This is a genomic window from Herbaspirillum sp. alder98 (genome assembly GCF_020179755.1).
Classification (GTDB): Bacteria; Pseudomonadota; Gammaproteobacteria; order Burkholderiales; family Burkholderiaceae_D; genus Herbaspirillum.
On the sequence record NZ_JAIUCY010000016.1, the window covers coordinates 31,336 to 56,384 of the forward strand.

At 64.8% G+C, this 25,049-nt stretch carries 19 protein-coding genes; 6 read left to right on the forward strand and 13 right to left on the reverse strand.

What is annotated here, in order from left to right; all coding sequences use genetic code 11:
* Positions 1-6: 6 nt before the first annotated feature.
* From LBW87_RS23070 to LBW87_RS23105, 8 genes are all read right to left on the reverse strand, one after another.
* Positions 7-1,377: an LLM class flavin-dependent oxidoreductase gene (locus LBW87_RS23070; RefSeq protein ID WP_225203824.1), complete on the reverse strand. Its 1,371-nt coding sequence runs from the start codon at positions 1,375-1,377 to the stop codon at positions 7-9.
* Positions 1,374-1,913: a carboxymuconolactone decarboxylase family protein gene (locus tag LBW87_RS23075; protein WP_225203825.1), complete on the reverse strand. Its 540-nt coding sequence runs from the start codon at positions 1,911-1,913 to the stop codon at positions 1,374-1,376. The genes LBW87_RS23070 and LBW87_RS23075 overlap by 4 nt, the downstream gene beginning before the upstream one ends.
* A gap of 10 nt (positions 1,914-1,923) precedes the next feature.
* Positions 1,924-2,838 carry an ABC transporter permease gene (locus tag LBW87_RS23080; RefSeq protein ID WP_225203826.1) on the reverse strand — a complete coding sequence of 305 codons (915 nt, stop codon included), beginning with the start codon at positions 2,836-2,838 and terminating at the stop codon, positions 1,924-1,926.
* Between the two features lie 10 nt (positions 2,839-2,848).
* Complete coding sequence (locus tag LBW87_RS23085; RefSeq protein WP_225203827.1) at positions 2,849-3,856, reverse strand: ABC transporter permease; 1,008 nt, start codon at positions 3,854-3,856, stop codon at positions 2,849-2,851.
* Positions 3,857-3,872: 16 nt separating this feature from the next.
* Positions 3,873-5,492, reverse strand: a complete 1,620-nt coding sequence (locus tag LBW87_RS23090) for an ABC transporter substrate-binding protein (protein ID WP_225203828.1) — start codon at positions 5,490-5,492, stop codon at positions 3,873-3,875.
* A gap of 25 nt (positions 5,493-5,517) precedes the next feature.
* Positions 5,518-7,122, reverse strand: a complete 1,605-nt coding sequence (locus tag LBW87_RS23095) for an ABC transporter substrate-binding protein (protein ID WP_225203829.1) — start codon at positions 7,120-7,122, stop codon at positions 5,518-5,520.
* A gap of 132 nt (positions 7,123-7,254) precedes the next feature.
* Positions 7,255-8,496, reverse strand: a complete 1,242-nt coding sequence (locus LBW87_RS23100) for an SfnB family sulfur acquisition oxidoreductase (RefSeq protein ID WP_225203830.1) — start codon at positions 8,494-8,496, stop codon at positions 7,255-7,257.
* A gap of 34 nt (positions 8,497-8,530) precedes the next feature.
* On the reverse strand, positions 8,531-9,778 hold the full coding sequence (locus tag LBW87_RS23105; protein WP_225203831.1) for an SfnB family sulfur acquisition oxidoreductase: 1,248 nt from the start codon (positions 9,776-9,778) through the stop codon (positions 8,531-8,533).
* A 251-nt stretch (positions 9,779-10,029) separates the two neighbouring features.
* Here LBW87_RS23105 and LBW87_RS23110 point away from each other — a divergent pair, with 251 nt between their 5' ends.
* The 4 genes from LBW87_RS23110 to phaP all read left to right on the forward strand — a co-directional run bounded on the left by LBW87_RS23110 (position 10,030) and on the right by phaP (position 13,716).
* Entirely contained in the window at positions 10,030-11,244 is a 1,215-nt protein-coding gene (locus LBW87_RS23110) for an MFS transporter (protein WP_225203832.1), read from the forward strand.
* A 170-nt stretch (positions 11,245-11,414) separates the two neighbouring features.
* Complete coding sequence (locus LBW87_RS23115) at positions 11,415-11,627, forward strand: DUF3717 domain-containing protein (protein WP_225203833.1); 213 nt, start codon at positions 11,415-11,417, stop codon at positions 11,625-11,627.
* A gap of 79 nt (positions 11,628-11,706) precedes the next feature.
* Positions 11,707-12,924 (forward strand): patatin-like phospholipase family protein, encoded by a 1,218-nt coding sequence (locus LBW87_RS23120; protein ID WP_225203834.1) that lies wholly within the window; start codon positions 11,707-11,709, stop codon positions 12,922-12,924.
* A 222-nt stretch (positions 12,925-13,146) separates the two neighbouring features.
* Positions 13,147-13,716, forward strand: coding sequence for a TIGR01841 family phasin (gene phaP, locus LBW87_RS23125; protein WP_225203835.1), 570 nt, complete (start codon positions 13,147-13,149; stop codon positions 13,714-13,716).
* Positions 13,717-13,804: 88 nt separating this feature from the next.
* Here the strand turns inward: phaP and LBW87_RS23130 are convergent, their stop codons facing one another.
* Complete coding sequence (locus LBW87_RS23130) at positions 13,805-15,412, reverse strand: NAD(P)/FAD-dependent oxidoreductase (RefSeq protein ID WP_225203836.1); 1,608 nt, start codon at positions 15,410-15,412, stop codon at positions 13,805-13,807.
* A gap of 62 nt (positions 15,413-15,474) precedes the next feature.
* Entirely contained in the window at positions 15,475-17,382 is a 1,908-nt protein-coding gene (gene mnmC, locus LBW87_RS23135; RefSeq protein WP_225203837.1) for an FAD-dependent 5-carboxymethylaminomethyl-2-thiouridine(34) oxidoreductase MnmC, read from the reverse strand.
* A 175-nt stretch (positions 17,383-17,557) separates the two neighbouring features.
* Here mnmC and LBW87_RS23140 point away from each other — a divergent pair, with 175 nt between their 5' ends.
* On the forward strand, positions 17,558-18,265 hold the full coding sequence (locus LBW87_RS23140) for a GntR family transcriptional regulator (RefSeq protein ID WP_225203838.1): 708 nt from the start codon (positions 17,558-17,560) through the stop codon (positions 18,263-18,265).
* Positions 18,262-19,197 carry an AEC family transporter gene (locus LBW87_RS23145; protein WP_225203839.1) on the forward strand — a complete coding sequence of 312 codons (936 nt, stop codon included), beginning with the start codon at positions 18,262-18,264 and terminating at the stop codon, positions 19,195-19,197. The genes LBW87_RS23140 and LBW87_RS23145 overlap by 4 nt, the downstream gene beginning before the upstream one ends.
* On the opposite strand, the gene LBW87_RS23150 is transcribed toward LBW87_RS23145, so the two are convergent.
* The 3 genes from LBW87_RS23150 to LBW87_RS23160 form a co-directional block, all read right to left on the reverse strand.
* Positions 19,153-20,712 (reverse strand): EAL domain-containing protein, encoded by a 1,560-nt coding sequence (locus tag LBW87_RS23150; protein ID WP_225203840.1) that lies wholly within the window; start codon positions 20,710-20,712, stop codon positions 19,153-19,155. The two genes, LBW87_RS23145 and LBW87_RS23150, sit on opposite strands and share 45 nt — an antisense overlap.
* Before the next feature lie 122 nt (positions 20,713-20,834).
* Complete coding sequence (locus tag LBW87_RS23155; protein ID WP_225203841.1) at positions 20,835-23,675, reverse strand: EAL domain-containing protein; 2,841 nt, start codon at positions 23,673-23,675, stop codon at positions 20,835-20,837.
* Positions 23,676-23,825: 150 nt separating this feature from the next.
* Positions 23,826-24,989 (reverse strand): CobW family GTP-binding protein, encoded by a 1,164-nt coding sequence (locus LBW87_RS23160; protein WP_225203842.1) that lies wholly within the window; start codon positions 24,987-24,989, stop codon positions 23,826-23,828.
* Positions 24,990-25,049 lie beyond the last annotated feature (60 nt).

The window sequence follows — 25,049 nt, forward strand, 5'->3', positions numbered from 1 at the left end:
TTTCTCCTAGGCGGTGACGCCGGCGCGAAAACTCGCGCCCACGTGTTGCGCTGGCAAGGTGGCGTGGCCGCCGAACAGTTTTTCGCGCAGGCTGCCATCGGCATAGTCGCGCTTGTAGGAGCCGCGTTCCTGCAGTACCGGGATCACCAGGTCGATGAAGTCCTCGAAGCTCTCCGGGGTCACCGTGCGGGTCAGGTTGAAGCCGTCGATGCCGGTGTCGGCCACCCACGCCTCAAGTTCGTCGGCCACCTGCGTGGGCGAGCCGACGATGGTGGCATAGCGCCCGCCCAGTTCCATCTGCTGCAGCAACTTGCGCTTGGTCCAGTTCAGGTCGGGATTGGTCACCGTCTTGACCAGCGATTCGATCGAGTTGGTCTTGGCCGGGCGGATCGGTTCATCCAGGTCGTATTGCGAAAAATCGATGCCGGTGCCGGCCGAAAAATGCGCGAGGCCGGCTTCGGGGCTGGCGTAGTGCGCGTATTCGCGATACTTCTCCCGGGCCAGTTGTTCGGTGGCCGCCGTCACCACGGTCAGGCCCATGAAGATCTTGATGGCATCCGGGTCGCGCCCTTCCCGCTCGGCGCCGGCGCGCACTTGCTGCACCAGCTTGCTGGCGGCCTCACGGGTCTGGCTCGAGATGAAGACGCACTCGGCGTGGCGGGCGCCGAACGCCTGCCCGCGCCCGGATGAACCGGCCTGGTACAACACCGGCGTGCGCTGCCGCGACGGCTCGCTGAGGTGAATGCCTTCCACCTTGTAGTAGTCGCCGCTATGCCTGATCTTGTGCACCCGGGAAGGGTCGGCATAGACGCGACCGGCGCGGTCGCGTACCACGGCGCCATCTTCCCAGCTGCCTTCCCACAACTTGTAGACCACTTCCATGAATTCGTCGGCACGGTCGTAGCGCTGGTCGTGTTCGAGTTGTTCGGTGAGTCCCATGGCGCGCGCGGCGCTGTCGAGATAACCGGTGACGATGTTCCAGCCGATGCGTCCGCGACTCAGATGGTCCAGCGTCGACATGCGCCGCGCAAACAGGAACGGCGCCTCGTAGGACAGGTTGGCAGTGACGCCGAAACCCAGATGCCGGGTCGCCGCCGCCATCGCCGACACCAGCAGCAAGGGGTCGTTGACGGGCAACTGGATCGACTCGCGCAGGGTGATGTCGACTGAACTCTGATAGACGTCGTAGACACCGACGATATCGGCCAGGAACAAGCCGTCGAACTTGCCCCGTTCCAGCAACTGCGCCAGCTCGGTCCAGTAGGTGATATCGGTGTAGTCCTGCGAGCGGTCCCGCGGATGGGTCCACAGGCCGTGGTTGATATGGTTCACGCAGTTCATGTTGAACGCGTTGAGGCGGATCTCTTTCTTGCTCATGCCAGCTCCTGGTATTGCGGCTCGAGCTGCACGTCGAGCGCTTCGTTGAAGCGGGCGAAGAAGGCGCATAGCGCCGCGCGCAAGGTCAGCTCGACGATCTGCGATTCGTCGAAGTGCTCACGCAGGCGTTCGACCAGGCTGTCGCCCACGCGCTGGCGCGTCACCGCCAGGGCATAGTCGCGCACCAGCCGCTCGACCGGGCCCAGGCCCGGCACATCGGCGTCGAGAATGCGCTCGACCGTCTCTGGCGACACGTGTTCGGCCTGCAGCTTGGGTGCGTGATGCGAGACGCAGTAAGTGCATTCGTTGGCCTTGGAGGCCGTCACCAGCACGATCTCCAGATGCAGCTTCGAGATGTTTCCCTCGGCGCCGAAGCCCAGCAGCAGGCCGTAGATATGTTCGATCGAGGCCGGCTTGTGGGCCAGCACGCCCAGCATGTTGCCGAATGCGCCGTAGTGGTTCTCGACTTCTTCGAAGATGCTGCGCGCGGCGCCTGCCGGCAGTTGCTTCGACAGCAGTGTGGATACGCGTGCCATGGGTGTTCTCCTATTGTCTGTCGCGCGGGTCGAGCACATCGGCCAGCCCGTCGCCTAAAAGATTGAGCGCCAGCACCGTGATCACGATGGCGATGCCGGGAATGGTGGTGATGAACCAGTCGGTGCGCAGCACTTCACGGCCGGCGCCGACCATGTTGCCCCAGCTCGCCACGTTGGGGTCGCCCAGGCCGAGGAAGGCCAGGCTGGATTCGGTGAGAATGGCGGTGGCCACCATCAGCGAGGTCGAGACCAGGATCGGCGTGAGCGCATTGGGCAATATCTCGCGCAGGATGATGCGGGCGTCACTGGCGCCCAGCGCCACGCTGGCCTGCACCATCTCGCCATGGCGCAGCCGCAGCACCTCGGCGCGCACCAGTCGCGCCAGGCTGGGCCAGGCCGTCACGCCAATGGCCAAGGCAATCGTCAACAGCGTCGGCTGCACCACCGCCACGATGGCCAGCGCGAACAGGAACGATGGAATGGTCTGGAAGAATTCGGTGACGCGCATCAGCACCGCATCGGCACGGCCGCCGTAGTAACCGGCCAGCACGCCCCCCGAGACCCCGGCCAGCAAGGCCACCGCGGTCGACACCAGGGCGATGGTCAGCGACGCCCGCGCGCCATGGAAGATGCCGGCCAGCAGGTCGCGCCCCATCATGTCGGTGCCCAACCAGTAGACGGCGTCGGCGCCAGGATGAATGAAGGGCTCGGCCACCATGTCCAGCGGGTCATCGGGAAACAAGACGCCGGCCGACAGCGCCATGCCCAGCACCAGCAACAACAAGAGGCTGCCGCTCAATGCCGACGGCGAACGCAGCAGGCGTCCCCACCAGTTGCGGCGTGCCGCCAATGGTCGCGCCGGGACTGCGGGTTCGATCTGACCCGCCGCTTCCGGCACGGCCACGGTATTGAAGAATTTGCTCATGACCCGGTCCTCATGCCAGACGAATGCGCGGATCCAGGCGCACATAGACGGCGTCGACGATCCAGTTGACCACGATCACCACCACCGAGCTGCACAGCAGAATGCCGAGCAGCAAATTGAAATCGCGCTGGAACAGCGCCTCGAACGCCAGGCGTCCCAGGCCCGGCCACGAGAACACGGTCTCGACCAGCACCGCGCCGCCGACGATGGAACTGGCCTGCACGCCCAGCATCGTCACCAGCGGCAAGAGCGCATTGCGCAACACGTGGACGATCAGCACGCGAGGCGCACGCGCGCCCTTGGCGATGGCGGTACGCACGAAGTCCTGGCGTCGCACCTCGATCATGGTGGCGCGCATCAGCCGCGTATAGACCGCCATGTAGAACAGTCCCAGGGTCACCGACGGCAGCACCAGGTGACGTGCCACGTCGAGCACATGGGCCAGCCCGGTGTAACCGGCTTCGACGGTGAACATGCCGCCCACCGGCAACCAGTCGAGCCAGACCGAGAACACCACCACCAGCATCAGTCCGATCCAGAACAGGGGCGTGGCAAAGAACAGCAAGGCCAGGGTCGAGATCAGCACATCGGCCAGGCCCCCGGCGCGATACGCCGCCAGCGCGCCCAGGGCCGAGCCGGCGATGGCGGCAAAACCGATCGCGCCGCCCATCAGCAACAGCGTGGCCGGCACGCGATCGGCGATGAGCGAAATCACCGGCATGCCATGGCGGAACGAATAGCCCAGGTCGAACTGCAGCAGGTGCCACAAGTATTTGCCGAACTGCACCAGCAGCGGCTGGTCGAGCCCGAACTGCTGGCGCAGCGCGGCCATGTACTCGGGGGTGGCCGCGCCGGCCTCGCCGGCCAGCACCTGGGCAGCATCGCCAGGGGCCAGCCGCAGCAGGAAGAAATTGATCACGGCCACGCCCAGCACCACCGCAACCAGTTGCAGCAGATGGCGCCCGGCCCGGCGTACCAGACGGCGCGGCCTGGCCGGGTAATTGACGGTGGTACTCATGGCGTGTCCGATCCGGTCAGCGGGCCGGCGCGGCGGCGCCGCTGGCCACCTTGGCGCCATTGTCGAACCAGGCGTTCTTCAGCGAGCTGTAGATCTGGTCGACGCCGGAGACGGTGTCTTTCAGGCTGGACGACTGCACCGTGAAGAAGTGCAGCTCAAGCAGCGGGATCGAGGGCAAGTCGGTCTGCACCCGCTGCTGGAATTTCTTGAACAACGCCACCCGCTCGGCCTGATCGGCCGAACCCTGCGCCTGCTGGATCAGGCGGTCCGCTTCGGCGCTACGATAACCGGAGGCATTGGTCCAGGGAATGTTCTTGCCGATCGAATCGCTCCAATAGGCGCGGGTGACGCCCACCAGCGGATCGGCAAAGCCGGCGAACCAGACCACCGACAGGTCATAGTCGCGCTCGCCATAGACGCGCTTGGTGAAGGTCGGCGTATCCTGCGCGCGCACCGCGACCTCGATGCCGACCCGCTTCAACGCGGCGCGAATGAATTCGCCGCTGCGCTTGAAGTCATCGCCATACGGCAGGTAGTCGAGATTGATGCGCAGGCGCACGCCATCGGCGCCGCGCTTGAGACCTGCCTCGTCGAGCAGCGCTTCGGCCTTCTTGGGGTCGAACCCATACTGCGGCACGTCATTGGTATAGAACTGCTTGAGGGTGGACACCACCGGGCTGGTGGCGGGCTTGCCGAAGCCGTACCACACCACCTTGTTGAAGGCATTGCGGTCGATCGCATAGGCCAGCGCCTGGCGCACCCGCACATCCTTGAAGTAAGGCTTGTCGACATTGACGTCGACGAACAGCCACGGCGAGATCCAGTCGTAACCACGCGTCTCCAGCTTCAGCGACGGCAGCTTGGCCAGCCGCTCGGCATCCTTCAGGGGCACCGGCGAGAAGGGCGCATATTGCACTTCGCCTTTTTCCAGCGCGGCGGCGCGAGCGCCTGCATCGGGCACGATCTTGAACACGATGCGATCCAGGTACGGCTTGCCGCGGTCCCAATAATCAGGATTGCGCTCAAGCGTGATGTAGTTGCCGCGACTCCACTCCTTGAACACGAACGGACCGGTGCCGACCGGCTTATTGTTGTACGGATTATTGAGAATGTCGGTGCCTTCGTAGAGATGCTTGGGCAGCACCTGCGCGCCATTGCTGTTGAGCGAACTCAAGACCGCCAGCGACGGTTCGCTGAAATGGATCACCACCGTGTAGTCGTCCGGCGTATCGGTCGAGGTCACCTTGCTGAAGATAATCTGGTTGCGCGGGTGGATCTTCTTCCACACGTTTTCCAGCGTCCATTTGACGTCGGCCGACGTGAACGGTTTGCCGTCATGCCACTTCACGCCGTGGCGCAAGTGGAAGGTCAGGGTCTTGCTGTCCCTGGACACTTCCCAGCGCTCGGCCAGGGCCGGACGCAACTTGAAGTCGTTGTCGTATTCCACCAGGCCGTCGAACACGTTGGCGCTGAAGAAACCGGTAGGCGATGCGGTATTGAGGGCCGAGGTCAGGATCACCGGCTCCGGCTGCAGGATGGCGGTCAGGGTGCCGCCAGGCGTGGCGGCCTGGGCGCCGATGCCGGCGGCCAGTGCCGCGCCTGCCAGCAGCGTATTGATCAGGATGCGTTTGAACATGAGGTCTCTTTCGTCGGAGGATGCGTTACTGGGCCAGCCAGGCGTTCTTCAACGAACCTTGCGACTGGTCGCCCTGCTGCGTGATGCCATGCAGGCGCGGCGAATGGATGGTGAAGAAGTGCAATTCGATCAGCGGCAGCGTCGGCAATTCGGTCTGGGTAATCTGCTGGAAGCGCTTGAACAGCGCGATCCGTTCGGCCTGCGTGGCCGCACCCTGGGTCTGCTCGATGATCTGGTCGACCTCGGCATTGCGATAGCCGGAACTGTTGGTCCAGGGGACGTTCTTGCCGATCCAGCCCGACCAGTACATACGGGTCAGGCCGATCTGAGGATCGGGGAAGGAGGCGTTCCAGGTCAGCGCGGTATCGAAGTCGCGATCGCCATAGACGCGCTTGGTAAAGGCGGCCGTGTCCTGGCTGCGGATATTGACCTCGATGCCGACCCGCTTGAGCGACTGCTTCAGGTATTCGGCGCTGCGCCGATAGTCGTCGCCGTAGGGCAGATAGTCATTGCTGATGGTGAAGCGCACGCCATCGGCGCCGCGCTTGAAGCCGGCTTCGTCGAGCAGCGCCTCGGCCTTCCTGGTGTCGTAGGCATAGCGCGGCACGCTGGGGTCGAAGAACTGGGTCAGCGTGGTCGGCACGATCGATACCGCCGGCTTGCCGTAGCCATACCAGACCACCTTGTTGAGGCCCTCGGGATTGGCGGCATGCGCGATGGCACGGCGCACGCGCACATCCTTGAGGTACTTGTTGTCGAGGTTGTAGTCGAGATACAGCACGGGAGACGACCACTGGTAGCCATTGGTCTCGACCTTGACCTTGCCCGACTGCGCCAGGCGTTGCGCTTCCTTCGGTGGCACCGGGCTGAAGACGGCGTATTGCGCCTCGCCGTTTTCCAGCAACGCGGCACGGGCGCCGGCGTCGGGCACCACCTTGAAGATGATGCGATCGAGGTAGGGCTTACCACGGTCCCAGTAATCGGGGTTGCGTTCCAGAGTGATGTAACTGCCTCGGTTCCATTCCTTGAAGACAAACGCGCCGGTACCGATCGGCTTGTTGTTATTGGGATTGTTGAGCACGTCGGTACCCTCGTAGAGATGCTTGGGCAATACCGGTGCGCCCCACGAATTGAGCGTCGACAACAGCGCCAGCGACGGCTTGGTGAAGCGGAACACCGCCGTCAGTTCATCCGGCGTGTCGACCTGAGTCAGGTTGACCAGGATTGCCTTGTTGCGCGGGTGCAGCGTCTTCCACACGTTCTCGACCGACCATTTGACATCGGCTGCGGTGAACGGCTTGCCGTCATGCCACTTCACGCCGGGACGCAGGTGGAAAGTGATCGCCAGGCCATCCTTGGACACTTCCCAGCGCTGCGCCAGCTGGCCGTGCGGCTTAAGTTCGTTGTCGTAGCTGAGCAGGCCGTCGTAGACATTGGTGGCGATCAGCGAAGTCGGCTGCGCCGTATTGACCGCGCCGGTCAGGGTCACCGGTTCCGGCTGGACCACCGCCAGCAAGGTGCCGCCCGGCCTGGGCGTCGGTTCGGCCGCCTGCGCGGCGCCGGCGACCAGGGCCGGCAGGATGAAACTGGCCAGGCGCGCGGCCGGGCGTGAGAAGAATCGATTGTGCATGTCTTGTTGTTGTCGGGGTTGGCCGCGCGAGCGGCGCGACGCCCACCGCGCGTGGCGCGCCGTGGGCGGTGGCAGGAAGCAGCAGATCAGGCGAACAGTTTCAACATCGCCACGCAGAGGGTCGCGTGTGCATCACAGCGCGCCGTGCCGGGGTGGTTTCTGGTCGTTGAGGTAGTAGTTGCCGATGGCGTGATACTTCCAGCGCACCGGGTCATGCAGGGTATGGGTGCGGGCATTGCGCCAGTGGCGATCGAAGTTGTGCTCGGCCAGCGTCGATTGCGATCCGGCCAATTCGAACAGCTTGCTGCCGACCGCCAGCGACACGTCGTTGGTCAGCACGCGGGCCTCGGCCACCGCAATCGAGGCCGCCGCCACGCTGTCTTCGGTGGGCTCGGCGGCGGCGGCGTCGACGTAGCGACCGGCGCGTTGCAACAAGGCTTCGGCGGCGTGCAGCTGGATCGTCAGGTCGCCCACTTCGCGAATCGTCAACGGGTCGTCGCCGGCCCGTTCGACGCCGCTGTCGATCCAGGGACGCGAACGGGTCCTGACGAATTCGATCAGGTCGCGATACGCGCCGCGGGCGATGCCGAGATCGATGGCGGCATGCTGGATCTGCGCCATCGGACCGATCTGGGTCGGACGCGAGAAGGCCGACGCAAACCCGATGACGGCATCGGCCGGCACCTGCACGTTCTCGAACACGGCGCTGCCGCTGCCGGTGGTGCGCTGGCCAAACCCGGACCAGTCGTCGATGATGGTCAGCCCCGGCGCGTGACGCGGCACGATGGCCAGTTGCTGCACGCCGGCTTCATCGATCACCGAGGTCGGCACCCAGTCCGCATACAAGGCGCCGGTGGCGTAGAACTTGCGGCCATTGATGCGATAGCCCGGACCGTCCGGATCACGCGCCAGGCTGGTCTTGCGCTCATGCGAGGTGCGGGTGCCCAGTTCGGCCAGGGCGTTGCCCAGGCGGTCGCCCTGCAGCACGCGCTCGAAGAAGAAACGCTTCTGCGATTCGTTGCCGTTGACCCGGATCAGCTCGACTGCATAGAAATGGTTTTGCGGAATCTGGCCGATCGAGCCGTCGGCGGCCGAGATGATCGCGATCACTTCGGCCAGGGTGCCATACGACACGCCGGCGCCGCCGTACTCGCGCGGCACCGTGATACCCCACAGGCCAGAGCGCACGTAGCGCTCCAGCTCATCCCAGGGCAGCTTGCGCTCGCGGTCGCGCAACGCTGCTTCGACGGCGAAGTCGGCGGCCAGCCTGTGCGCCACCGACAGCGCTTCGGCGTCGTCGCGGATGCGGGCCACGATGCGCGGCGCGGAGGCGGCTGGGCGGGTTTCGGAAATGGCGGTGGCGGTCTGCGTCATGGTCTGGTGCCCTGGCAATGAATCGAATGAAATCTCAGCTCCACGAATGGCGCGGCGGCGCCACCTCGTTGAGGTAATAGTTACCCACGGCGTGAACCTTCCAGCGCACCGGGTCATGCAGCGTGTGCACCCGCGCATTGCGCCAGTGGCGGTCGAGGTTGTGGGCTGCCAGCGTGGCTTGCGAGCCGGCCAGCTCGAACAGTTTTTCGGACGCGTGCAGCGACAGTTCGGTCGACCACACCTTGGCCTCGGCCACCACCACCGAGGCCTGCGCCATCTGCGCGAAGCTGATGGTCTCGGGCAGGTCGTCGATGAAGCGTGCAGCACGGTCGAGCAGCGCGTCGCTGGCGTGCAGCCGCACCTTGAGGTCGCCGATTTCACGAATGATGTAGGGGTCGTCGCCGGCGCGCTCGACGCCGCTGTCGGCATAGGGCCGCGAGCGGGTACGCACGAAGTCGATGGCGTCGCGCACGGCAGCGTGCGCAATGCCGACGTCGATGGCGGCCTGGATCAGTTGCGACACCGGGCCGATGTCGTTGGGCTGCTGCAGGATGTCCTTGACGTGCAGCACCTGCGAGGCCGGCACGCGCACCCGTTCGAACACCACGCTGCCGCTGGCGGTGGTGCGCTGGCCGAAGCTGGACCAGTCATCCACCACCCGCAGACCGGGTGCGTCGGCGCGGTTGTAGACAAACAGCGGGCTGCCGTCGTCGGCCACGGCGCGACTGGGGATCCAGTGCGCGTACAGGGCGCCGGTCGAATAGAAACGGGTGCCGGTCAACAGGTAGCTGCCGTCGCCGGCGGTGAGGTCGCGCTCGGCGCGGGTCCGCACGTCGAGTACGTTCTTGCTGTTGCGCTCGGGGCCGGCGTTGCCGAAGCGTGCGCCGTTCAATGCCTCTTCGAAGAAGAAGCGCTTCTGGGCGTCGCTGCCGGCGGTGGCAATGACGTTCAGGTTGCCGAAGTGGTTCTGCGGAATCTGGCCGATCGAGGGGTCGGCGGCAGAAATGATCTTGAAGACTTCGGCGATGGTCGCCCACGAAGCGCCGATGCCGCCGTACTCGCGCGGCACGCCGATGGCCCACAGGCCGCTCTGCGAGAAGTGCTCGATCTCGTGCACCGGCAGTCGGCGCTGGCGGTCGCGCTCGGCCGCCTCGACCGCAAATTCGGCGGCCAGCGCATGGGCGCGCTGCAACGCTTCGGCCTCGCTGGCGATGCGATGGGCGCGCCGGCCGCTGATTTGGGCGGCCTGGCGCACGTGCGTGGCTTGGATCTGCGCGGACATACTCGATGTTCCTTCCGGGGAGCAGGCCAGGGTCGGCCTTGGGGAGGATCATTAAAGCCTAGCGCACCTCTTTTACGAACTAAGCATTCTGCATGTGCTTGCTTGGAAATCTCATGCTGCATTTTTTGCAGATCGATATGCGGCGAGCGATCTTGGCGGTTTGCAGTAAACTCGGACCCGCGCACCAAAAAGACTAATAAACGAATGTGCGCAGCCAAGACCTGACAACAGTCCAATAAGAAAGAGACCCCATGTTTCGAACCGATCGCGCTCCCGATCTCAAGACCGTCCTGATTGCCAGCGGCGTGGTGCTGACCCTGGCCATGGGCGTGCGCCACGGCCTGGGCTTCTGGCTGCAGCCGATCTCGCAGACGCATGGCTGGACCCGCGAGACCTTCTCGCTGGCACTGGCATTGCAGAACCTGCTGTGGGGCGCCTTCGGCCCCTTTGCCGGCATGGCATGCGACCGTATCGGTACGGCGCGGGTGATCGTGCTGGGCGCCTTCCTGTACGCCGCCGGCCTGCTGTGGATGGCATTGGTGTCGCAGCCGGCGCTGTTCGTGATCGGCTCCGGCGTGTTGATCGGCGCGGCGCTGGCCTGTACCGCCTTCGGCGCCGTGTCGGGCATCGTCGGCCGCAGCGCGCCGCCCGAGAAGCGCTCATGGGCGTTCGGCATTTCATCGGCGGCGGGCTCGTTCGGCCAGTTCCTGATGATGCCGGTGGAGCAACAACTGATCTCGATTACCGGCTGGCAACATGCCTTCTTCTGGCTCGCCGGGCTGGTGCTGCTGTTGATGCTGCCGATGGCGCTGCGCCTGAAGGAACCGCCGCCGGTGGCCAGCACATCCGACCAGAGCATCGGCCAGGCCATCCGCGAAGCCTTCGGTCATCGCTCGTTCATCCTGTTGCTGTCGGGCTATTTCGTGTGCGGCTTCCAGGTCGTGTTCATCGGCGCGCACCTGCCGTCCTACCTCAAGGACAAGGGCATCATGAACCCCAACGTGGCGGTGCTGGCGCTGGCCCTGATCGGCCTGTTCAATATCTTCGGTTCGTACTACGCCGGCAAGCTGGGCGGGATGCTGCCCAAGCGTTACCTGCTGGCTGCCATCTACGGCTTGCGCACGGTGGTCATCGGCCTGTTCCTGCTGGCGCCGCTGTCATCAGTGTCGGTCTACCTGTTCGCCGCCGGCATGGGCTTGCTTTGGCTGTCGACGGTGCCGTTGACCAATGGCATCGTGGCCGGCATCTTCGGCGTCAAGTACCTGTCGATGCTGTCGGGCTTCGTGTTCTTCTCGCACCAGGTGGGCAGCTTTCTCGGGGTCTGGCTGGGCGGCTGGCTGTTTACCCGCCAGGGCAGCTATGACACGGTGTGGGGCATCACCCTGGCGCTGGGCGTGTTCGCCGCATTGATCAACCTGCCGCTGCGCGAACAGGCCATCGCGCGCGGGCCGGTGGCGGTGCGCTGATGCGCCGCCCGCTGATTGCGGTGCTGGTGGCAGGCACGCTGGCGGCGATCTTCGCCGCCTATCTGCGGCCCGGCTTCGTGGTCGACCTGGCCAATCGCATCATGCTGTGTTTCTGAACGGGTAGAATGATGCAATCAACAACAGCGGCACCCGCCTCACCGATTCTGTCCATGCTCAGCCTTACCGATCTCGAAGAAGCCATCAACTACTGGCGCCTGCAGCGTCCCGCCACCGGCGAGGAATGCGCGCTTTCGCCCGAGGTCAATGCACTGGCCGGGCCGTACGCGATGATGATCTTCGAGGGCCGCCATGACGTGGCCATCGATGCGCTCGACGCCCAGGCTCGTCAGCTGGTGCAGGCCTGGCGGGCGACACGCGGTTGAGCTCGGCCCCGTACCAGCCCGGCTGAACGTTTGCGCCGGGTCCGCGTCTGTTTTGTATTGCACAAAAGAAGGCAGGTCCATGCGCAAGCTTCCCGAACAGTCCGCCGGCGCCCGCAAGCCGGTGTCTCCCGCTACCGCCCGTTCGCCCCGGCTGTCTGCCGGCACCCGCCCGCAGGTAGCGCTGGTGCTGCAGGGCGGCGGTGCGCTCGGCGCCTACCAGGCCGGCGTCTACCAGGCGCTGCATGAAAACGGCCTGTCGCCGGACTGGGTGGTGGGCACTTCGATTGGCGCCATCAACGCCGCCATCATCGCCGGCAATCCGCCCGAGACCCGCGTCGAGCGGCTGCGCCAGTTCTGGGACACGGTGTCCCATCCCGACCTGTTCGACCTGAGCCAGGTGCCCGACAGCCTGCGCCTGCTGTCGACCCGGCTGACCACGCTGGACACCTTCGTGCGCGGCGCGCCGGGCTTCTTCCGCCCGCGCCCCCTGAATCCATTCGCGCTCGGCCTGCCGGTGCCGCCCGAGGACGCCAGCTTCTACAGCACGGCCGAGCTCGAACAGACGCTGCTGCGCCTGGTCGACTTCGACTACCTGAACCAGACCGATGGCATGCGCCTGACGGTCAGCGCGGTGCGCGTCACCTGTGGCACGCTGGCCAAGTTCGATTCGTCGCGCGACCGCATCGGCCCCGAGCACATCATGGCCAGCGGCGCCCTGCCCCCGGCATTTGCCCCGGTCCGCATCGACGGCGAGCTGTACTGGGATGGCGGCCTGTATTCCAATACGCCGCTCGAAGCGGTGCTGGGCGATGAGCCGCGCGCCGATACCCTGTGCCTGATGGTCGATTTGTGGCACGCCGATGGTCCCGAACCGACCACGCTGGAAGAAGTCCAGACGCGCGAAAAGGATGTCACCTTTGCATCGCGCTCGCAGCGTCATATCGAGGCGTACCTGAAGCAGCACCACCTGCGCTGCGCCGCGCACGCCCTGTACCAGCGGCTGCCGCCCAAGATGCTGAGCGCCACCGATCGCCAGATGATGGCTGAGCTGGGCGCCGACACCACCATTCATATCGTCCGCCTGCCCTACGCCGGACGCGACTGGAACATGGCCTCCAAGGACGCCAATTTCGCCCGCGGCTCGGTGGCCTGGCGCTGGGAACAGGGTTATCAGGACGGCCTGCGGGGTATCGAGGTCAGCGCCGGCTGTGAATTCGAATCCGACCAGGCGGGCATTGTGGTGCATGATCTGCCCGAGGGTTCGAGCAGCACAAAAGCGACCGAACGTTCGTCCTGAAACCGTTGCAGGCCACGCCCGTGGCGGCGTGGCAAAAAGCAGACGCGACCGTGGTGTGAATTGTGCGACGCACAAATTTCACTTGATTTCACCAAAGAAGGGCATAAAATAGAATTTGTTGCGGCGCACAAATCACGATGATCTGCTGATGTCTGATCCAATGCCGCTCCCGCGCCGGCTCGGCATATTGCATCACGGCTCATCAACACAAAGGAGATAACAATGTTTTCGTTTCAAGATCAGTTTTCCGCCGCCACCAAATCCAACCTGCAGGCACAGCTGGATCTGATCAACACCCTGACCGCCAAGGCCTTCGAAGGCGTCGAGAAGATCGTTGAACTGAACCTGTCGGCTACCCGTGCATCGCTGGAAGAAGCCACTGTCGTGGCGCGTCAGCTGGCATCGGCCAAGGACCCGCAAGAAGCACTGGCGCTGGCATCGGCCCAGGCTCAACCGGGCGCCGAGAAGGCTGCCGCCTATGGCCGTCACCTGGCCACCATCGTGTCGACCACCCAGGCCGAATTCACCAAGGCTGCCGAAGCGCAGATCGCCGAGAACACCCGCAAGGTCAGCGCCTTGATCGACGAGCTGAGCAAGAACGCGCCTCCAGGTTCGGAACAGGCCGTGTCGCTGCTCAAGGCCGCACTGTCCAACGCCAATGCCGGCTATGAACAGTTGACCAAGAACAGCAAGCAAGCCGTTGAAGCGCTGGAAGCCAACCTCAGCAACGCGACCCGCCAGTTCACGGCGGCTGCCGAAAAGGCGACCGGCGCGACCCGCACCAAGAAGTAAGCATTCGGCATCAGCGACATCGCTGGGTAAAAAAATGGCCGCTGCGGTTTTTCCGCAGCGGCCATTTTCCATTGTGCGGTCACCTGATTCAGTGGTTGGCGATCACGTCCAGCGCCAATGCTTCGGCTACCCGAATGCCGTCGATGGCGGCCGACATGATGCCGCCGGCGTAGCCCGCGCCTTCACCGGCCGGATACAGCCCGCCGGTGTTGAGGCTCTGCAGGGTATCGTCGTGCCGCTTGATGCGGATCGGCGACGAGGTGCGGGTCTCGATGGCGGTCAGCACGGCGTCGTGCATCGCATAGCCACGGATCTGCTTGTCGAACGCCGGCAACGCTTCGCGGATGGCGTCGATGGCGTAATCGGGCAACGATGGATTGAGGTCGCCCAGTTTCACCCCTGGCTTATAGGACGGCGTGACGCTGCCCAAGGCGCTTGAGGCACGGTTGGCGATGAAGTCACCCACCAGTTGTCCCGGCGCATCGTAGTTGCCGCCACCGAGTTCGTAGGCGCGGCTTTCCCACTGGCGCTGGAAGGCGATGCCGGCCAGCGGATGGCCGGGATAATCGGCCGGCGAGATACCGACCACGATGCCGCTGTTGGCATTGCGCTCATTGCGCGAATACTGGCTCATGCCGTTGGTGACGACGCGCCCCGGTTCGGACGTGGCGGCCACCACCGTGCCACCCGGGCACATGCAGAAGCTGTACACCGAGCGACCGTTGCTGGCATGGTGCACCAGCTTGTAGTCGGCCGCGCCAAGGATGGGATGGCCGGCGCTGGGGCCGAAGCGGCACTTGTCGATCAGCGACTGCGGATGCTCTGCGCGAAAACCGATCGAGAATGGCTTGGCCTCGATGTAGACGCCGCGCTCGTAGAGCATCTCGAAGGTGTCGCGGGCGCTGTGGCCCACGGCCAGCACCACGTGATCGGCGGCCAGTTGTTCGCCATTGGACAGGGTCACGCCGCGAATCCGGCCATCTTCGATGAGCACGTCATCGACCCGTTGCTCGAAGCGGAATTCGCCGCCCAGGCGCACGATCTTTTCGCGCATCAACTCGATCATCTTGACCAGGCGGAAGGTGCCGATGTGAGGCTTGCTGACATACATGATCTCGGGCGGCGCATCGGCGGCCACGAATTCGGTCAGCACCTTGCGCCCGTAGTGCTTGGGATCCTTGACCTGGCTGTAGAGCTTGCCGTCCGAGAAGGTGCCCGCGCCGCCTTCGCCGAACTGCACGTTGGACTCGGGCTGCAACTTGCGTTCGCGCCACAGGCCCCAGGTATCCTTGGTGCGCTCACGCACCGTCTTGCCACGCTCGAGCACGATCGGATTGAAGCCCATCTCGGCCAGCAACAGCGCCGCGAACAGGCCGCACGGACCAAACCCGATGACCAGCGGACGCTTGGTCAGGCCGGCCGGGGCGGTGCCGACGAAGTGATAGCCGGTGTCGGGCGTGGGCGCGATGTTGTGCTTGCCCTGATGGCGCGCCAGCACGGCGGCTTCGTCACGCAGCTCGACATCGATGGTGTAGGTCAGGATGACGGCCGACTTCTTGCGGGCGTCGTAGCTGCGGCGGAACAGCGTGAACCCCAGCAGTTGATCGGCGCCGATGGCAAGCCGTTCGAGGATGGCGGCGGTGAGCTCGTCTTCCGAGTGTTCGAGAGGGAGCTGGAGTTCGTTGATGCGCAGCATTGCGAGGACTTTCAGTAGGACGTGTTCGGCATGGCCGCCAGTGGCAGCCGAAAGGCGACATTCTACTCCAGCCGGCGCCCGCCAAATCGGCCCGGATCGACCGCTGCGACCAGTTCGCGTGGCAACGGCAGGGGTTCGCGTTCGAGCATCGAGGCCAACAGCTCAGCCATCAACGGCGCCCAGATCAAGCCGCGCGAAGCATAGCCCAGCAGGCTGTACAGGCCCGCTGCGCTGGCCTCGCCGGGCGCCAGCGGCCCCGCCAGGGGCAGGCGATCGGGGGCGATGCAGCGAAATCCCACGCGTCCGGAAGCGAGTTCATCGGCCGGCGGCAAATCGACGTGCTCGTCGATCTGCGGCAGCATGTTGTGCAACCGCTGCAGGTTTTCGGCGTGGCTGGCGGGCCACATGGCCGGGTCCTGGTCGCGGTCGTAGCTGGCGCCGATACATAACTGCCCCTGGTAGGCGCGCGTCAGGTAGCCATCGCCGCACATGGCCACCGGCAACACCGGGAAGTCTGCCGACGCAAGATGGGTGACCTGGCCGCGCACCGCCTGCAACGGCAGGCCGGCGCTGGGCGGCAACGCGCCGGCCTGGGCTCCGGCGGCCAGGATCACCACCGGTGCGCTGGCAATCACGACGCCTTGCGCATCGACCGCCTGCCAGCCCTCGCCGTCGCGCAACAATGCGCTCACGGTGCGGCCGAAATGCTGATGCACCGGTGCCTGCGTGCGCGCCACGGCCAGCAGGCGACGACACAGAGAAGGCGGATTGAGCCACCCTGCCTGCTCGAACAGATAGCCGCCATTGGACACCGGCATGCCCAGCAATGCGGCGCCCTGATCCTGACTCATCCAGCGCGCATATTGCTGTGGATAATTCCATTCTGCGGCGGCCTGCTCGAACGAGCGCGCCTGCTTGGCATCGCGCCCCAGTTGCAACACGCCACAGAGCTCACCGGCCACGCCATCCTGCTCGGTCCGTTCCAGGCCCACGCCGCCCAGCCACTGCCAATGATTGAGTGCGTACAGGTAGGCTGCGCGGCTGAGCCTGGCGAGCGGGCTTTCGTCGCGCGCCAGCGCCGGCATGAACAATCCGCCGTGGTTGCCCGAAGCGCGTTGGGCCGGGCCGTCGCAGGCATCGATGAGGTCAATGCGCCATCCGCGCGCGCTCAGGCGTTCGGCGGCGGCACAACCGGCCAGTCCGGCGCCGATGATCAGCGCATGTCGGGCGTGCGGCGGCTGGCGCAGCAATGGGGTGTCGCTGGTAGCGGCATGGGTAGCCGGGCGCGCCCAGCCGGGCGCGAAATGCAAGGCCAGCGCATGCGGCAGCTGATGGGCAACGAAGCCGCTCTGGCGCATGGCCAGCGCGGTCGCCTCGCCGCCTTCATAGACCAGCGCATGGGCGCCGGTCCACGCCTGGCGCGCGATGCGCTTGCACTGGTGCGCGTTCCAATCGAGCGCGCCGGAATCGAATCGGGTCGGGGTGGCATGCAGGTAGAACAGGTCAGCGGGCGCATCGAGACGCGCCAGTTCTTCTTCGAGTTCGCCCAGCACCAGGGTCAGGCTCACTGCGCCATCGCACAGCATCAGACGATGCGTGCCGGGCAGCGGCAGTGGCCACGCCGCGTGCAGTTGGCGGGCCACGTCGTCGAGTTGCGGCCACGCCGCATGCGCATTCGCCAACTGCGCCGCGCTGCATGGATGGGGCACGATGGCGACATAATGCAGACGCTGCGCGCCCCCTTGCTTGCGCAATTCGGCAAAGCGCTGACAGGTCAGCAGGAATGCCAGCCCCAACCCGAAATGCAGGTCGACCACGGTGGCGCCCTGCTGCTGGCGCAGGCAGCTCTCCAGCCCGGCCTCGGGTGAATGCAACAACGCCGCAAGCGCGTCGGGCGCGCTGGTCAACGGATCGGATTGCCACCGCGCGATCAAGTCGTTCGAAGCGGCAGTGAGGGGGCTGGCTGGCATGGCAATAATCAAACAAGTAAGGCGCTAGCGCGCCATGGAACGAGGCCGCCATTCTACGCTGCGCGCAGGCAGGCCGAGGCGCCATGCCGCAGCCATCGGGCGCTGTGCTTGACAGCATCGGCGCCCACCCATAATCTGTATACAGAATACACACCACCCAATCACAGCCGCATCCATGCACAAACTCGATACCGCAACGCAACTGATCGAACAGGTCTATGACGCCATCCTGGACGCCATCTGTTCCGGCGCGCTGGCGCCCAACCAGCGGATTACCCAGGAAAGCCTGGCCGAGCAGTTGGGCGTGTCGCGCCAGCCGGTGCATCAGGCGTTCCAGTTGCTCAAGCGCCAGGGCTTCATCGCCGACGCCGCCCGCAAGGGCGTGATGGTCACGGCCATCGATGCCACGCATCTGTTGCAGCTGTACCAGGTGCGCTCGGTACTCGACGGCCTGGCCGCGCGCGAAAGCGCCGAGCGCTGGAAGCGCGATGCCCAGGCCCGGCAGGCAGGTGAACGCGAAGGCCTGGCGTTGCTGGCCAGCGGTCGCGCCGCAGGCGAGGCGAACGACCTGTCGGCGCGCATCGTGGCCGACATGAATTTTCACCAGTTCATCTACCGCAGTTGCGGCAACCCGGTGGTGGGCGAGACCACCGCCCTGCATTGGCATCACATCCGCCGCGCGATGGGGGTGTTCCTGTCGGCAAAGGTGCGCTCGCACGTGGCGGTGTGGGACGAACATGAAGCGATCCTGCGGGCCATGATCGAGGGGCGTGGCGCGCTGGCCGACAAGCTGGCGCGACAGCATGCCGAAAGCGCGGCCCACCATCTGGCGCAGATGCTGGGCGCTGACAACGACGACGTCACCAGGCGCAAGTCGGCATGATCGCCATCTTCAACATCGTCTTTCCGATCTTTTCGCTGATCTTCCTGGGTTGGTTCTGCCGCCGCCGCAAGATCCTCTCCAACAGCGCCGCCAGCGAGCTGAACCGCTTCGTCATCTATCTCGGCCTGCCGGCGCTGCTGTTCGATTCGATGTCGCGCCTGTCGGCATCGGACTTCGCCAACCTGCGCTTCATTGCCGTGTTTGCGGCCGGCGTGGTGATCGTGTTCCTGCTGACCGCCTGGATCCGCATCCGCCAGAAGGCGGCCGCGCCCGACGTGATCATCGACAGCCTGGGCACCTCATACGCCAACGTCGGCTTCATCGGCATTCCGCTGTGTTACCTGGCCTTCGGCGCCGACGGCTTGCCGCCTTCGGTGATCGCCATGGTGATGACCGCCTGCCTGCTGTTTGCGGTGGCCATCGTGTTGCTCGAAACCTGCCTGCATGCGCAAGCGGGGGTACTCGGCACCGTGCGCAAGGTCGGCCGTTCGCTGTTGCGCAATCCGATCATGATCGCGCCGCTGGCGGGTATTGCGGTGGCGCTGTCGGGGCTGGCGCTGCCCAGCGGGGTGCAGCAGTTGTTCAAGATCCTGGGGGGCGCGGCCAGTCCGTGCGCGCTGGTGTCGCTGGGCCTGTTCCTGGCGCAGCCGCCACGCGAAGGCGCCAGTGCGCCGGTCGGCCTGCTGGTGGCGTTCAAGCTGCTGCTGCAACCGGCGATCACGGCCATCCTGGCCTACTGGGTGCTGCCGCTGCCGCGCCTGTGGGCCGATAGCGCGGTGCTGCTGTCGGCCATGCCGATCGGCACCGGCCCGTTCATGCTGGCCGAACTCTACCAGCGGGAAGTGGCCGGCATGTCGCGCGCGATCCTGATCTCGACCACGCTGTCGCTACCCACGATTGCGCTGATCCTGGCCTGGATCGCCCATCGGTGAGCTGGCTGCGCGGGCCTGGTAGAAGGATCGGAACTGGTCGGCCGGCATCGCCTTGGCAAACAGCCAGCCCTGGGCGAATTCGACCTGGCGCCGGCGCAGGTACTCGGCCTGCGGCGCAGTCTCGACGCCTTCGGCGACGATCACCAGGCCGAGCGACTTGGCCATGTCGATGATGTGATCGATGACGCCACTGGCGGCCGCATCGGAGGTGATCATGTCGACGAACGATTTGTCGATCTTCAAGCCATCCACCGGCAGCGTCTGCAGATAGGACAGGCTTGAATACCCGGTGCCGAAATCGTCGATCAATATCTGGTGCTGGCGTGTGCGCAGGCCGCCGATGGTGCTGCGCGCGAGTTCGGTATTGATGAATCCGCGCTCGGTCATCTCGAGCCAGATCTGGCTGGCCGCCACGCCGTGCAGCGCCATCAGGGTCGACAACACCTGGCGCGCGCTATCGTCATCGATGTCCTGCGCGCTCAGGTTGACCGAGACATGCATATCGGGCTGGCGCCGCAGCAAGGGGCCCATGTCCCGGATCACGGCCTGGATCACCTGGACCGTGATGCGACCGATCAGCCCATGCTGCTCGGCCTCGGCGATGAAGACATCGGCGGCGATCCAGCGCCCCGTCGGATGCTGCCAGCGCGCCAGCGCCTCGGCGCCGATGCAGTGCCCGCTGGCGAGCTCGACGATAGGTTGGTAATAGACTTGCAGCTCGCCCCGGTCGAGCGCAGCACGCAGTTCGCCGGCCAGTGACAGCCGGCGGCGCAGCCACATCGCAATGCCGCCCAGGCCGGCCGCCGAAAAGAGCGCAGCCAGCGGCAGCAGCGTCCAGCGCAGGCGGGTGGCTTCCTGCTCGACCTGCTGCATCGGCTCGCCGGCGACGATGCGAAATACCGCATCGGCATGCTCCACATTGAACATCGCTACGTGCTTGCCACCCGCCGGCTGCTTGCCGGTGATGGGTTCGCCGGCCGCCGTGGACACCGTCATCCAGACATGTCCGGGCAAGGCGATATCGACAAACCTGCCCGGTTCGACATACGCGTAATAACCGTTGGCGGTGACGCTGACCAGGCGCGTGCGCGGGCTGGCCAGCGAGAAATTGGCGGTGCGCAGTTGCAGGCCGGGGCCGGCCGTCGTGTACGACGGCGACAGCCGCATCGTCTGGTTGACCGCGCCCCATGAATTGCACAGCAACTGGCCGTCACGCTGGTAGCCGATCTCTTCGATGACGCGGATATCGATGGTGCGCGCACGCATGCGTGAAATGTCGGCCTCGCTGCAGCGCCGCCCTGACGGCACGTCGAGACCGTCCAGCATGACGCTGGCCTGCTTGACGATGGCATGGCTGCGCTGTGCCGCTGCCTCGGTCAATCGCGTCAGTTCAGCGCGTTGCCCGGCCTCGGCGCGCTGCCATGACCAGGTCCATGCGAGGGCGCCAGGCAGCACCAGGCAGACGATGCCCAGCACCACAGCGGTAGCCAATACGGAGTGACGAGTTAGCTGCACGGATTTCTTCCATGGTGAAATCCGGGATACGGCATTCAAAAGTTCCCGGCAGGAAACTCATTATTGGCCGATGGTCGACCCGCTGTTGTATTGATAAGAAGGCAATACGCCCCTGTATTCGTCTAGATGGAGATGCGCTCCTGGCGCAGTAATTGTTCGAACTTGTCGACCGCCACCGGCGGGCTGAAGAGGTAACCCTGGATTTCGTCGCAACCGTAGTGACGCAGGTAATCGAGTTGTTCGTCGGTTTCCACGCCTTCGGCGATCACCTTCAGCTTGAGGTGGCGCGCCAGCGAAATGATGGACGCCGTGATGGCGGCGTCGTCGGCATCGCTGGTGATGTCGCGCACGAAGGACTTGTCGATCTTGAGTACATCGATGGGGAAGCGCTTCAGATAGGCCAGCGATGAATAGCCGGTGCCGAAATCGTCGATCGACAACCGTACGCCCAGCTCCTTGAGACCGTTGAGGATGCCAATGGCATGTTCGACATCGGTCATCATCAGGCTTTCGGTCAGCTCCAGTTCGAGCGAGGCCGGCGGCAGACCGGTATCGTCCAGCACGTCGCCGATCGACGAGACCAGATCCTTCTGCAGGAACTGGCCCACCGACAGGTTGACCGATACGCTGATGCCTTCGTGGCCATCGAGCTGCCACTGCCGGCACTGGGCGCAGGCCGTGCGCAGCACCCAGGCGCCGATCGGCAGGATCAGGCCGGTCTCTTCGGCCAGGCCAATGAAGCGCGCCGGCGACACCATGCCCAGTTGCGGATGCTGCCAGCGAATCAGCGCCTCGCTGCCCACCACGCGCCCGCTGGCCAGGTCAACCTTGGGTTGGTAGTGCAGCACGAATTCGTTGTTCTCCAGCGCGCTGCGCAGGTCGCCTTCGATGCGCAGCCGTTCCAACGCCTGCTCGTTCATGGCCGGGGTGTAGAACTGGAAGTTGTTGCGTCCGGTCTGCTTGCCGCGGTACATGGCGATATCGGCGTGCTTGATCAGCGTCTCGCCATCGGTGCCATCGGCCGGATAGCAGGCCACGCCGATGCTGCAGGTCATGAACAGCGTATGCCCGCCCAGCGTGATGGGAGCGGCAACCGCATCCATGATGCGCTGCAGGCTGCGGGTGTCGAGGCTGAGCTCGTCCTGCTCCGGCAGGATCATGATGAATTCGTCGCCGCCCAGGCGCGACACCGAATCGGCCTCACGCACCGCCGCCCGCAGGCGCCCGGAGATCGTGCGCAACAAGGTATCGCCGGCCTTGTGGCCCAGCGTGTCGTTGACGAACTTGAAGCGGTCGAGGTCGACGAACACCACCCACAGGGCTTGCTTCTGCCGCTCGGCATTGCCGATGGCCTGCTCCAGGTGATGGCGCAGCATATGGCGGTTGATCAGGCCGGTAAGCGTGTCGCGGCTGGCCTGGAACTCGAGCTCGGCCTCGTAACGCTTCATCGAGGTGATGTCGTAGAGCGCTGCGACGAAATGCGTCACCGCGCCCCGCTCGTCCTTGACCGGTGCGATGTAGAAGTCATTCCACAGCTCCGATCCATCCTTGTGGTAGTTGCGCAGCACCACGTTGTACTCGCGCTTGTCGCGCATGGCCATCCAGACCGCTTCGAAGCCGTCCGGGTCGCTGTCGCGGCCCTCCAGAAAACGTATGCTCTTGCCCACCGCTTCCTCTGCGCTGTAGCCGGTGATGCGGCCAAAGGCGGGATTGACGTATTCGATGGCATAGAGCGGCTCGCGCGCCGACAGGATGATGGTGGCATTGGCGCTGGCCTCGATGGCCTGGTGGCGCAACAGCAAGGCGCTTTCGGCCTGGCGCCGCGCCTTGATGTCGTCCGACAGCAGCGCATTGGTATGGCGCAGTTCGGCGGTCTTTTCTTCGACCAGGCGCTGCACCCGGCGCGAGCGCATCGAGATCGAGCGCAGGTAGGCGGCCGACAGTACCGATGACAACAGGCCGGCCACCAGGATCAGCAACGAGCCATAGTGATCGGCAAACACCGAATGCGGCGGCACGCTCACCTCCATGTGCCAGGTCTGCCCGGCCACATCGAACTGGGTGGTGCTGCGCGAGGGCTGGCGAAACAGCGAAGCCAGGCCCATCAGGTCGCCCCAGCCATGACTGCGGGTCTGCTCGCTGGCGTGCAGGAACACCAGGCTGGCCTCATCGGCGCGCGGACCGACATGCACCCGCAAGCCGATCTCACGGTCCTCGAGCAGGCCGGCACTGCTGAGGATCTTCTCCACCAGCTCCGTGACTTGCAACACCGCCGCCGTGGCGCCGATCATCGCACTGCGCTGCGCCGAGCCCTCCAGTCCAGCCTGGCCACCGCGATAGACCGGCTGCATCAGCAGCAGCCCACGCTGGTCTGGCGGCGACTGCGCCAGGCGCAGCGGCAGGCTGGACGCCGGGCGGCCATTCTGCAAGGCGCTATTGAGCGCCTGCATCACCGACGGATTGCCCGACTGGTCCAGCCCCAGGGCTGCTTCATTGCCCTTGACCGGTTCGATGTAGTCGACCGCGAGGTAATACGGACGCTCCGGGGCGGGCACCAGCTTGCCGTTGTCCATCACGGTGATGCCGAAACCAGGCACCTGGCCCTGGCGCAACGCCTCGAACACGGCCCGGTCTTGTCCGGCGACGAAGCGCTGGAAGCTGAAAGCACGGACATAGGGATAGCGTTCCAGCAGCGGGGTGGTGAATTCGCGGAATTGTTCGCGGGTCGGATCGCCCACGGTGCGGTAGAAATGGTTGATGACGGACAACACCTGCACCGCTTCTTCCAGCCCGCGCTGGATGGTGAAGGTGCGCAGGGAGGCGCGGCGCTCGAAGTCGAGATTGACGGCATCGTCCTCGAGCCGGCTGGTCGCCACGAAGACTGCCATGGTTGCGCACACGCCCAACATCAACGCGAGTGATGCCGACAACGTCGCCCCCAGCTTGTTGATCACACGCTGCATACCTGTTTGCTTATCCCTGTCCGTCACTGATCATAATCTGCTCTCCCAAGGATTATCGGCAGCTTGCCAACTATTTTTATTGGCAGTGAACAAATAAATCGGCCAGATCATTGCAAAACGGCAACAATGCCAGCGGATCAGTGGCGGCGTCTAGTAATGATAGGGCGACGACTGTTGCTTTTTGTGCTCATCCTGCGTGATCGCCTGGGCTTGCATAAATGCATCGAATGAGCGTTCGATGGTGGCGCGTTCGATATCGCGGGTAATGAAGACGATGCGGCTGCGGCGGTCTTCCGATGGCCAGGCCGGCAAGGTGACGGTGGGATGGAAGATGTGCTGCACGCCGTGGATCACGGTCGGCCGGTCTTCACCCAGCAGGTTGAGAATGCCCTTGATGCGCAGGATGTTGGGGCCCTTGAAGCCCACCAGCAAGCTCAGCCATTCGTCGAACAGCGTCGGCTCGATCGGCGCATCGAACGTGAAACAGAAAGCGCGAATGTGGTCGTCATGGCGATTGACGTCGTGGTGATGGTGGTGCTCATGGTGCGCATGGCCGTGGCCTTGATGGCCATGATCATGGTCATGCTGCGAGTGGCCATGACCATCATCGGCGAACGCCTGGTCGTTGAGCCAGCGCGCCACGTCGGGAGTCTTTTCACCGGGCCGGAACAAACCCGCATCGAGCAATTCGGCGGGAGCGATGTTGCCGTGTTGCGGCATCAGTTGCGGGGCGCCCGGATTGAGGGTGCGCAGGCGCGCCTGCAGGCTGGCCAGCGTGGCCGCGTCGGCCAGGTCGCTCTTGGTCAGCAGCAGGCGATCGGCGACCGCTGCCTGCTGTACCGCCTCGAGGTGATTGTCGAGGGTGGCCATGCCATTGACGGCATCGACGGTGGTAATGACGCCATCGAGCCGGTAGCGTTCGGCAATGAAGCTGTCGGTCATCAGCGTGTGCAGGATCGGCACCGGCGAGGCCAGCCCGGTGGTTTCGATGACGACCCGGTTGAACTTGCGCCGGCCGCCTTCGGCAAAGCGCCAGGTGATGTCCTTGAGGGTCTTCTTGAGATCGCCGCGGATGGTGCAGCACAGGCAACCGCTGCTCATCTCGACCACGGTCTCGTCCTGGCTGTGCGCCACCAGCAGGTGATCCAGCCCGATCTCGCCGAACTCATTGATGATCACCAGCGTGTCCTTCATCTCGGGCTGGGCGATCAGGTGGTTCAGCAGCGTGGTCTTGCCGCTGCCCAGAAACCCGGTCAGCAGCGAGACGGGAATAGGTGTATCGGGGGCGGGAGCGTGGGTGTGGGCGTCGGTCATGGGGGGCAATCCATTGAGAGATCAAAAACGACAAACGGACCACGCGGGTCCGTCTGGCAG

Bases quoted from the DNA above. Each gene is read 5' to 3' on its own strand.
- LBW87_RS23085 (WP_225203827.1), bottom strand. From the start codon at position 3,856: ATGAGTACCACCGTCAATTACCCGGCCAGGCCGCGCCGTCTGGTACGC.
- LBW87_RS23095 (WP_225203829.1), bottom strand. From the start codon at position 7,122: ATGCACAATCGATTCTTCTCACGCCCGGCCGCGCGCCTGGCCAGTTTC.
- LBW87_RS23070 (WP_225203824.1), bottom strand. From the start codon at position 1,377: ATGAGCAAGAAAGAGATCCGCCTCAACGCGTTCAACATGAACTGCGTG.
- LBW87_RS23100 (WP_225203830.1), bottom strand. From the start codon at position 8,496: ATGACGCAGACCGCCACCGCCATTTCCGAAACCCGCCCAGCCGCCTCC.
- LBW87_RS23130 (WP_225203836.1), bottom strand. From the start codon at position 15,412: ATGCTGCGCATCAACGAACTCCAGCTCCCTCTCGAACACTCGGAAGAC.
- LBW87_RS23160 (WP_225203842.1), bottom strand. From the start codon at position 24,989: ATGACCGACGCCCACACCCACGCTCCCGCCCCCGATACACCTATTCCC.
- LBW87_RS23115 (WP_225203833.1), top strand. From the start codon at position 11,415: ATGCTCAGCCTTACCGATCTCGAAGAAGCCATCAACTACTGGCGCCTG.
- phaP (WP_225203835.1), top strand. From the start codon at position 13,147: ATGTTTTCGTTTCAAGATCAGTTTTCCGCCGCCACCAAATCCAACCTG.
- mnmC (WP_225203837.1), bottom strand. From the start codon at position 17,382: ATGCCAGCCAGCCCCCTCACTGCCGCTTCGAACGACTTGATCGCGCGG.
- LBW87_RS23140 (WP_225203838.1), top strand. From the start codon at position 17,558: ATGCACAAACTCGATACCGCAACGCAACTGATCGAACAGGTCTATGAC.
- LBW87_RS23075 (WP_225203825.1), bottom strand. From the start codon at position 1,913: ATGGCACGCGTATCCACACTGCTGTCGAAGCAACTGCCGGCAGGCGCC.
- LBW87_RS23145 (WP_225203839.1), top strand. From the start codon at position 18,262: ATGATCGCCATCTTCAACATCGTCTTTCCGATCTTTTCGCTGATCTTC.
- LBW87_RS23120 (WP_225203834.1), top strand. From the start codon at position 11,707: ATGCGCAAGCTTCCCGAACAGTCCGCCGGCGCCCGCAAGCCGGTGTCT.
- LBW87_RS23155 (WP_225203841.1), bottom strand. From the start codon at position 23,675: ATGCAGCGTGTGATCAACAAGCTGGGGGCGACGTTGTCGGCATCACTC.
- LBW87_RS23090 (WP_225203828.1), bottom strand. From the start codon at position 5,492: ATGTTCAAACGCATCCTGATCAATACGCTGCTGGCAGGCGCGGCACTG.
- LBW87_RS23080 (WP_225203826.1), bottom strand. From the start codon at position 2,838: ATGAGCAAATTCTTCAATACCGTGGCCGTGCCGGAAGCGGCGGGTCAG.
- LBW87_RS23110 (WP_225203832.1), top strand. From the start codon at position 10,030: ATGTTTCGAACCGATCGCGCTCCCGATCTCAAGACCGTCCTGATTGCC.
- LBW87_RS23105 (WP_225203831.1), bottom strand. From the start codon at position 9,778: ATGTCCGCGCAGATCCAAGCCACGCACGTGCGCCAGGCCGCCCAAATC.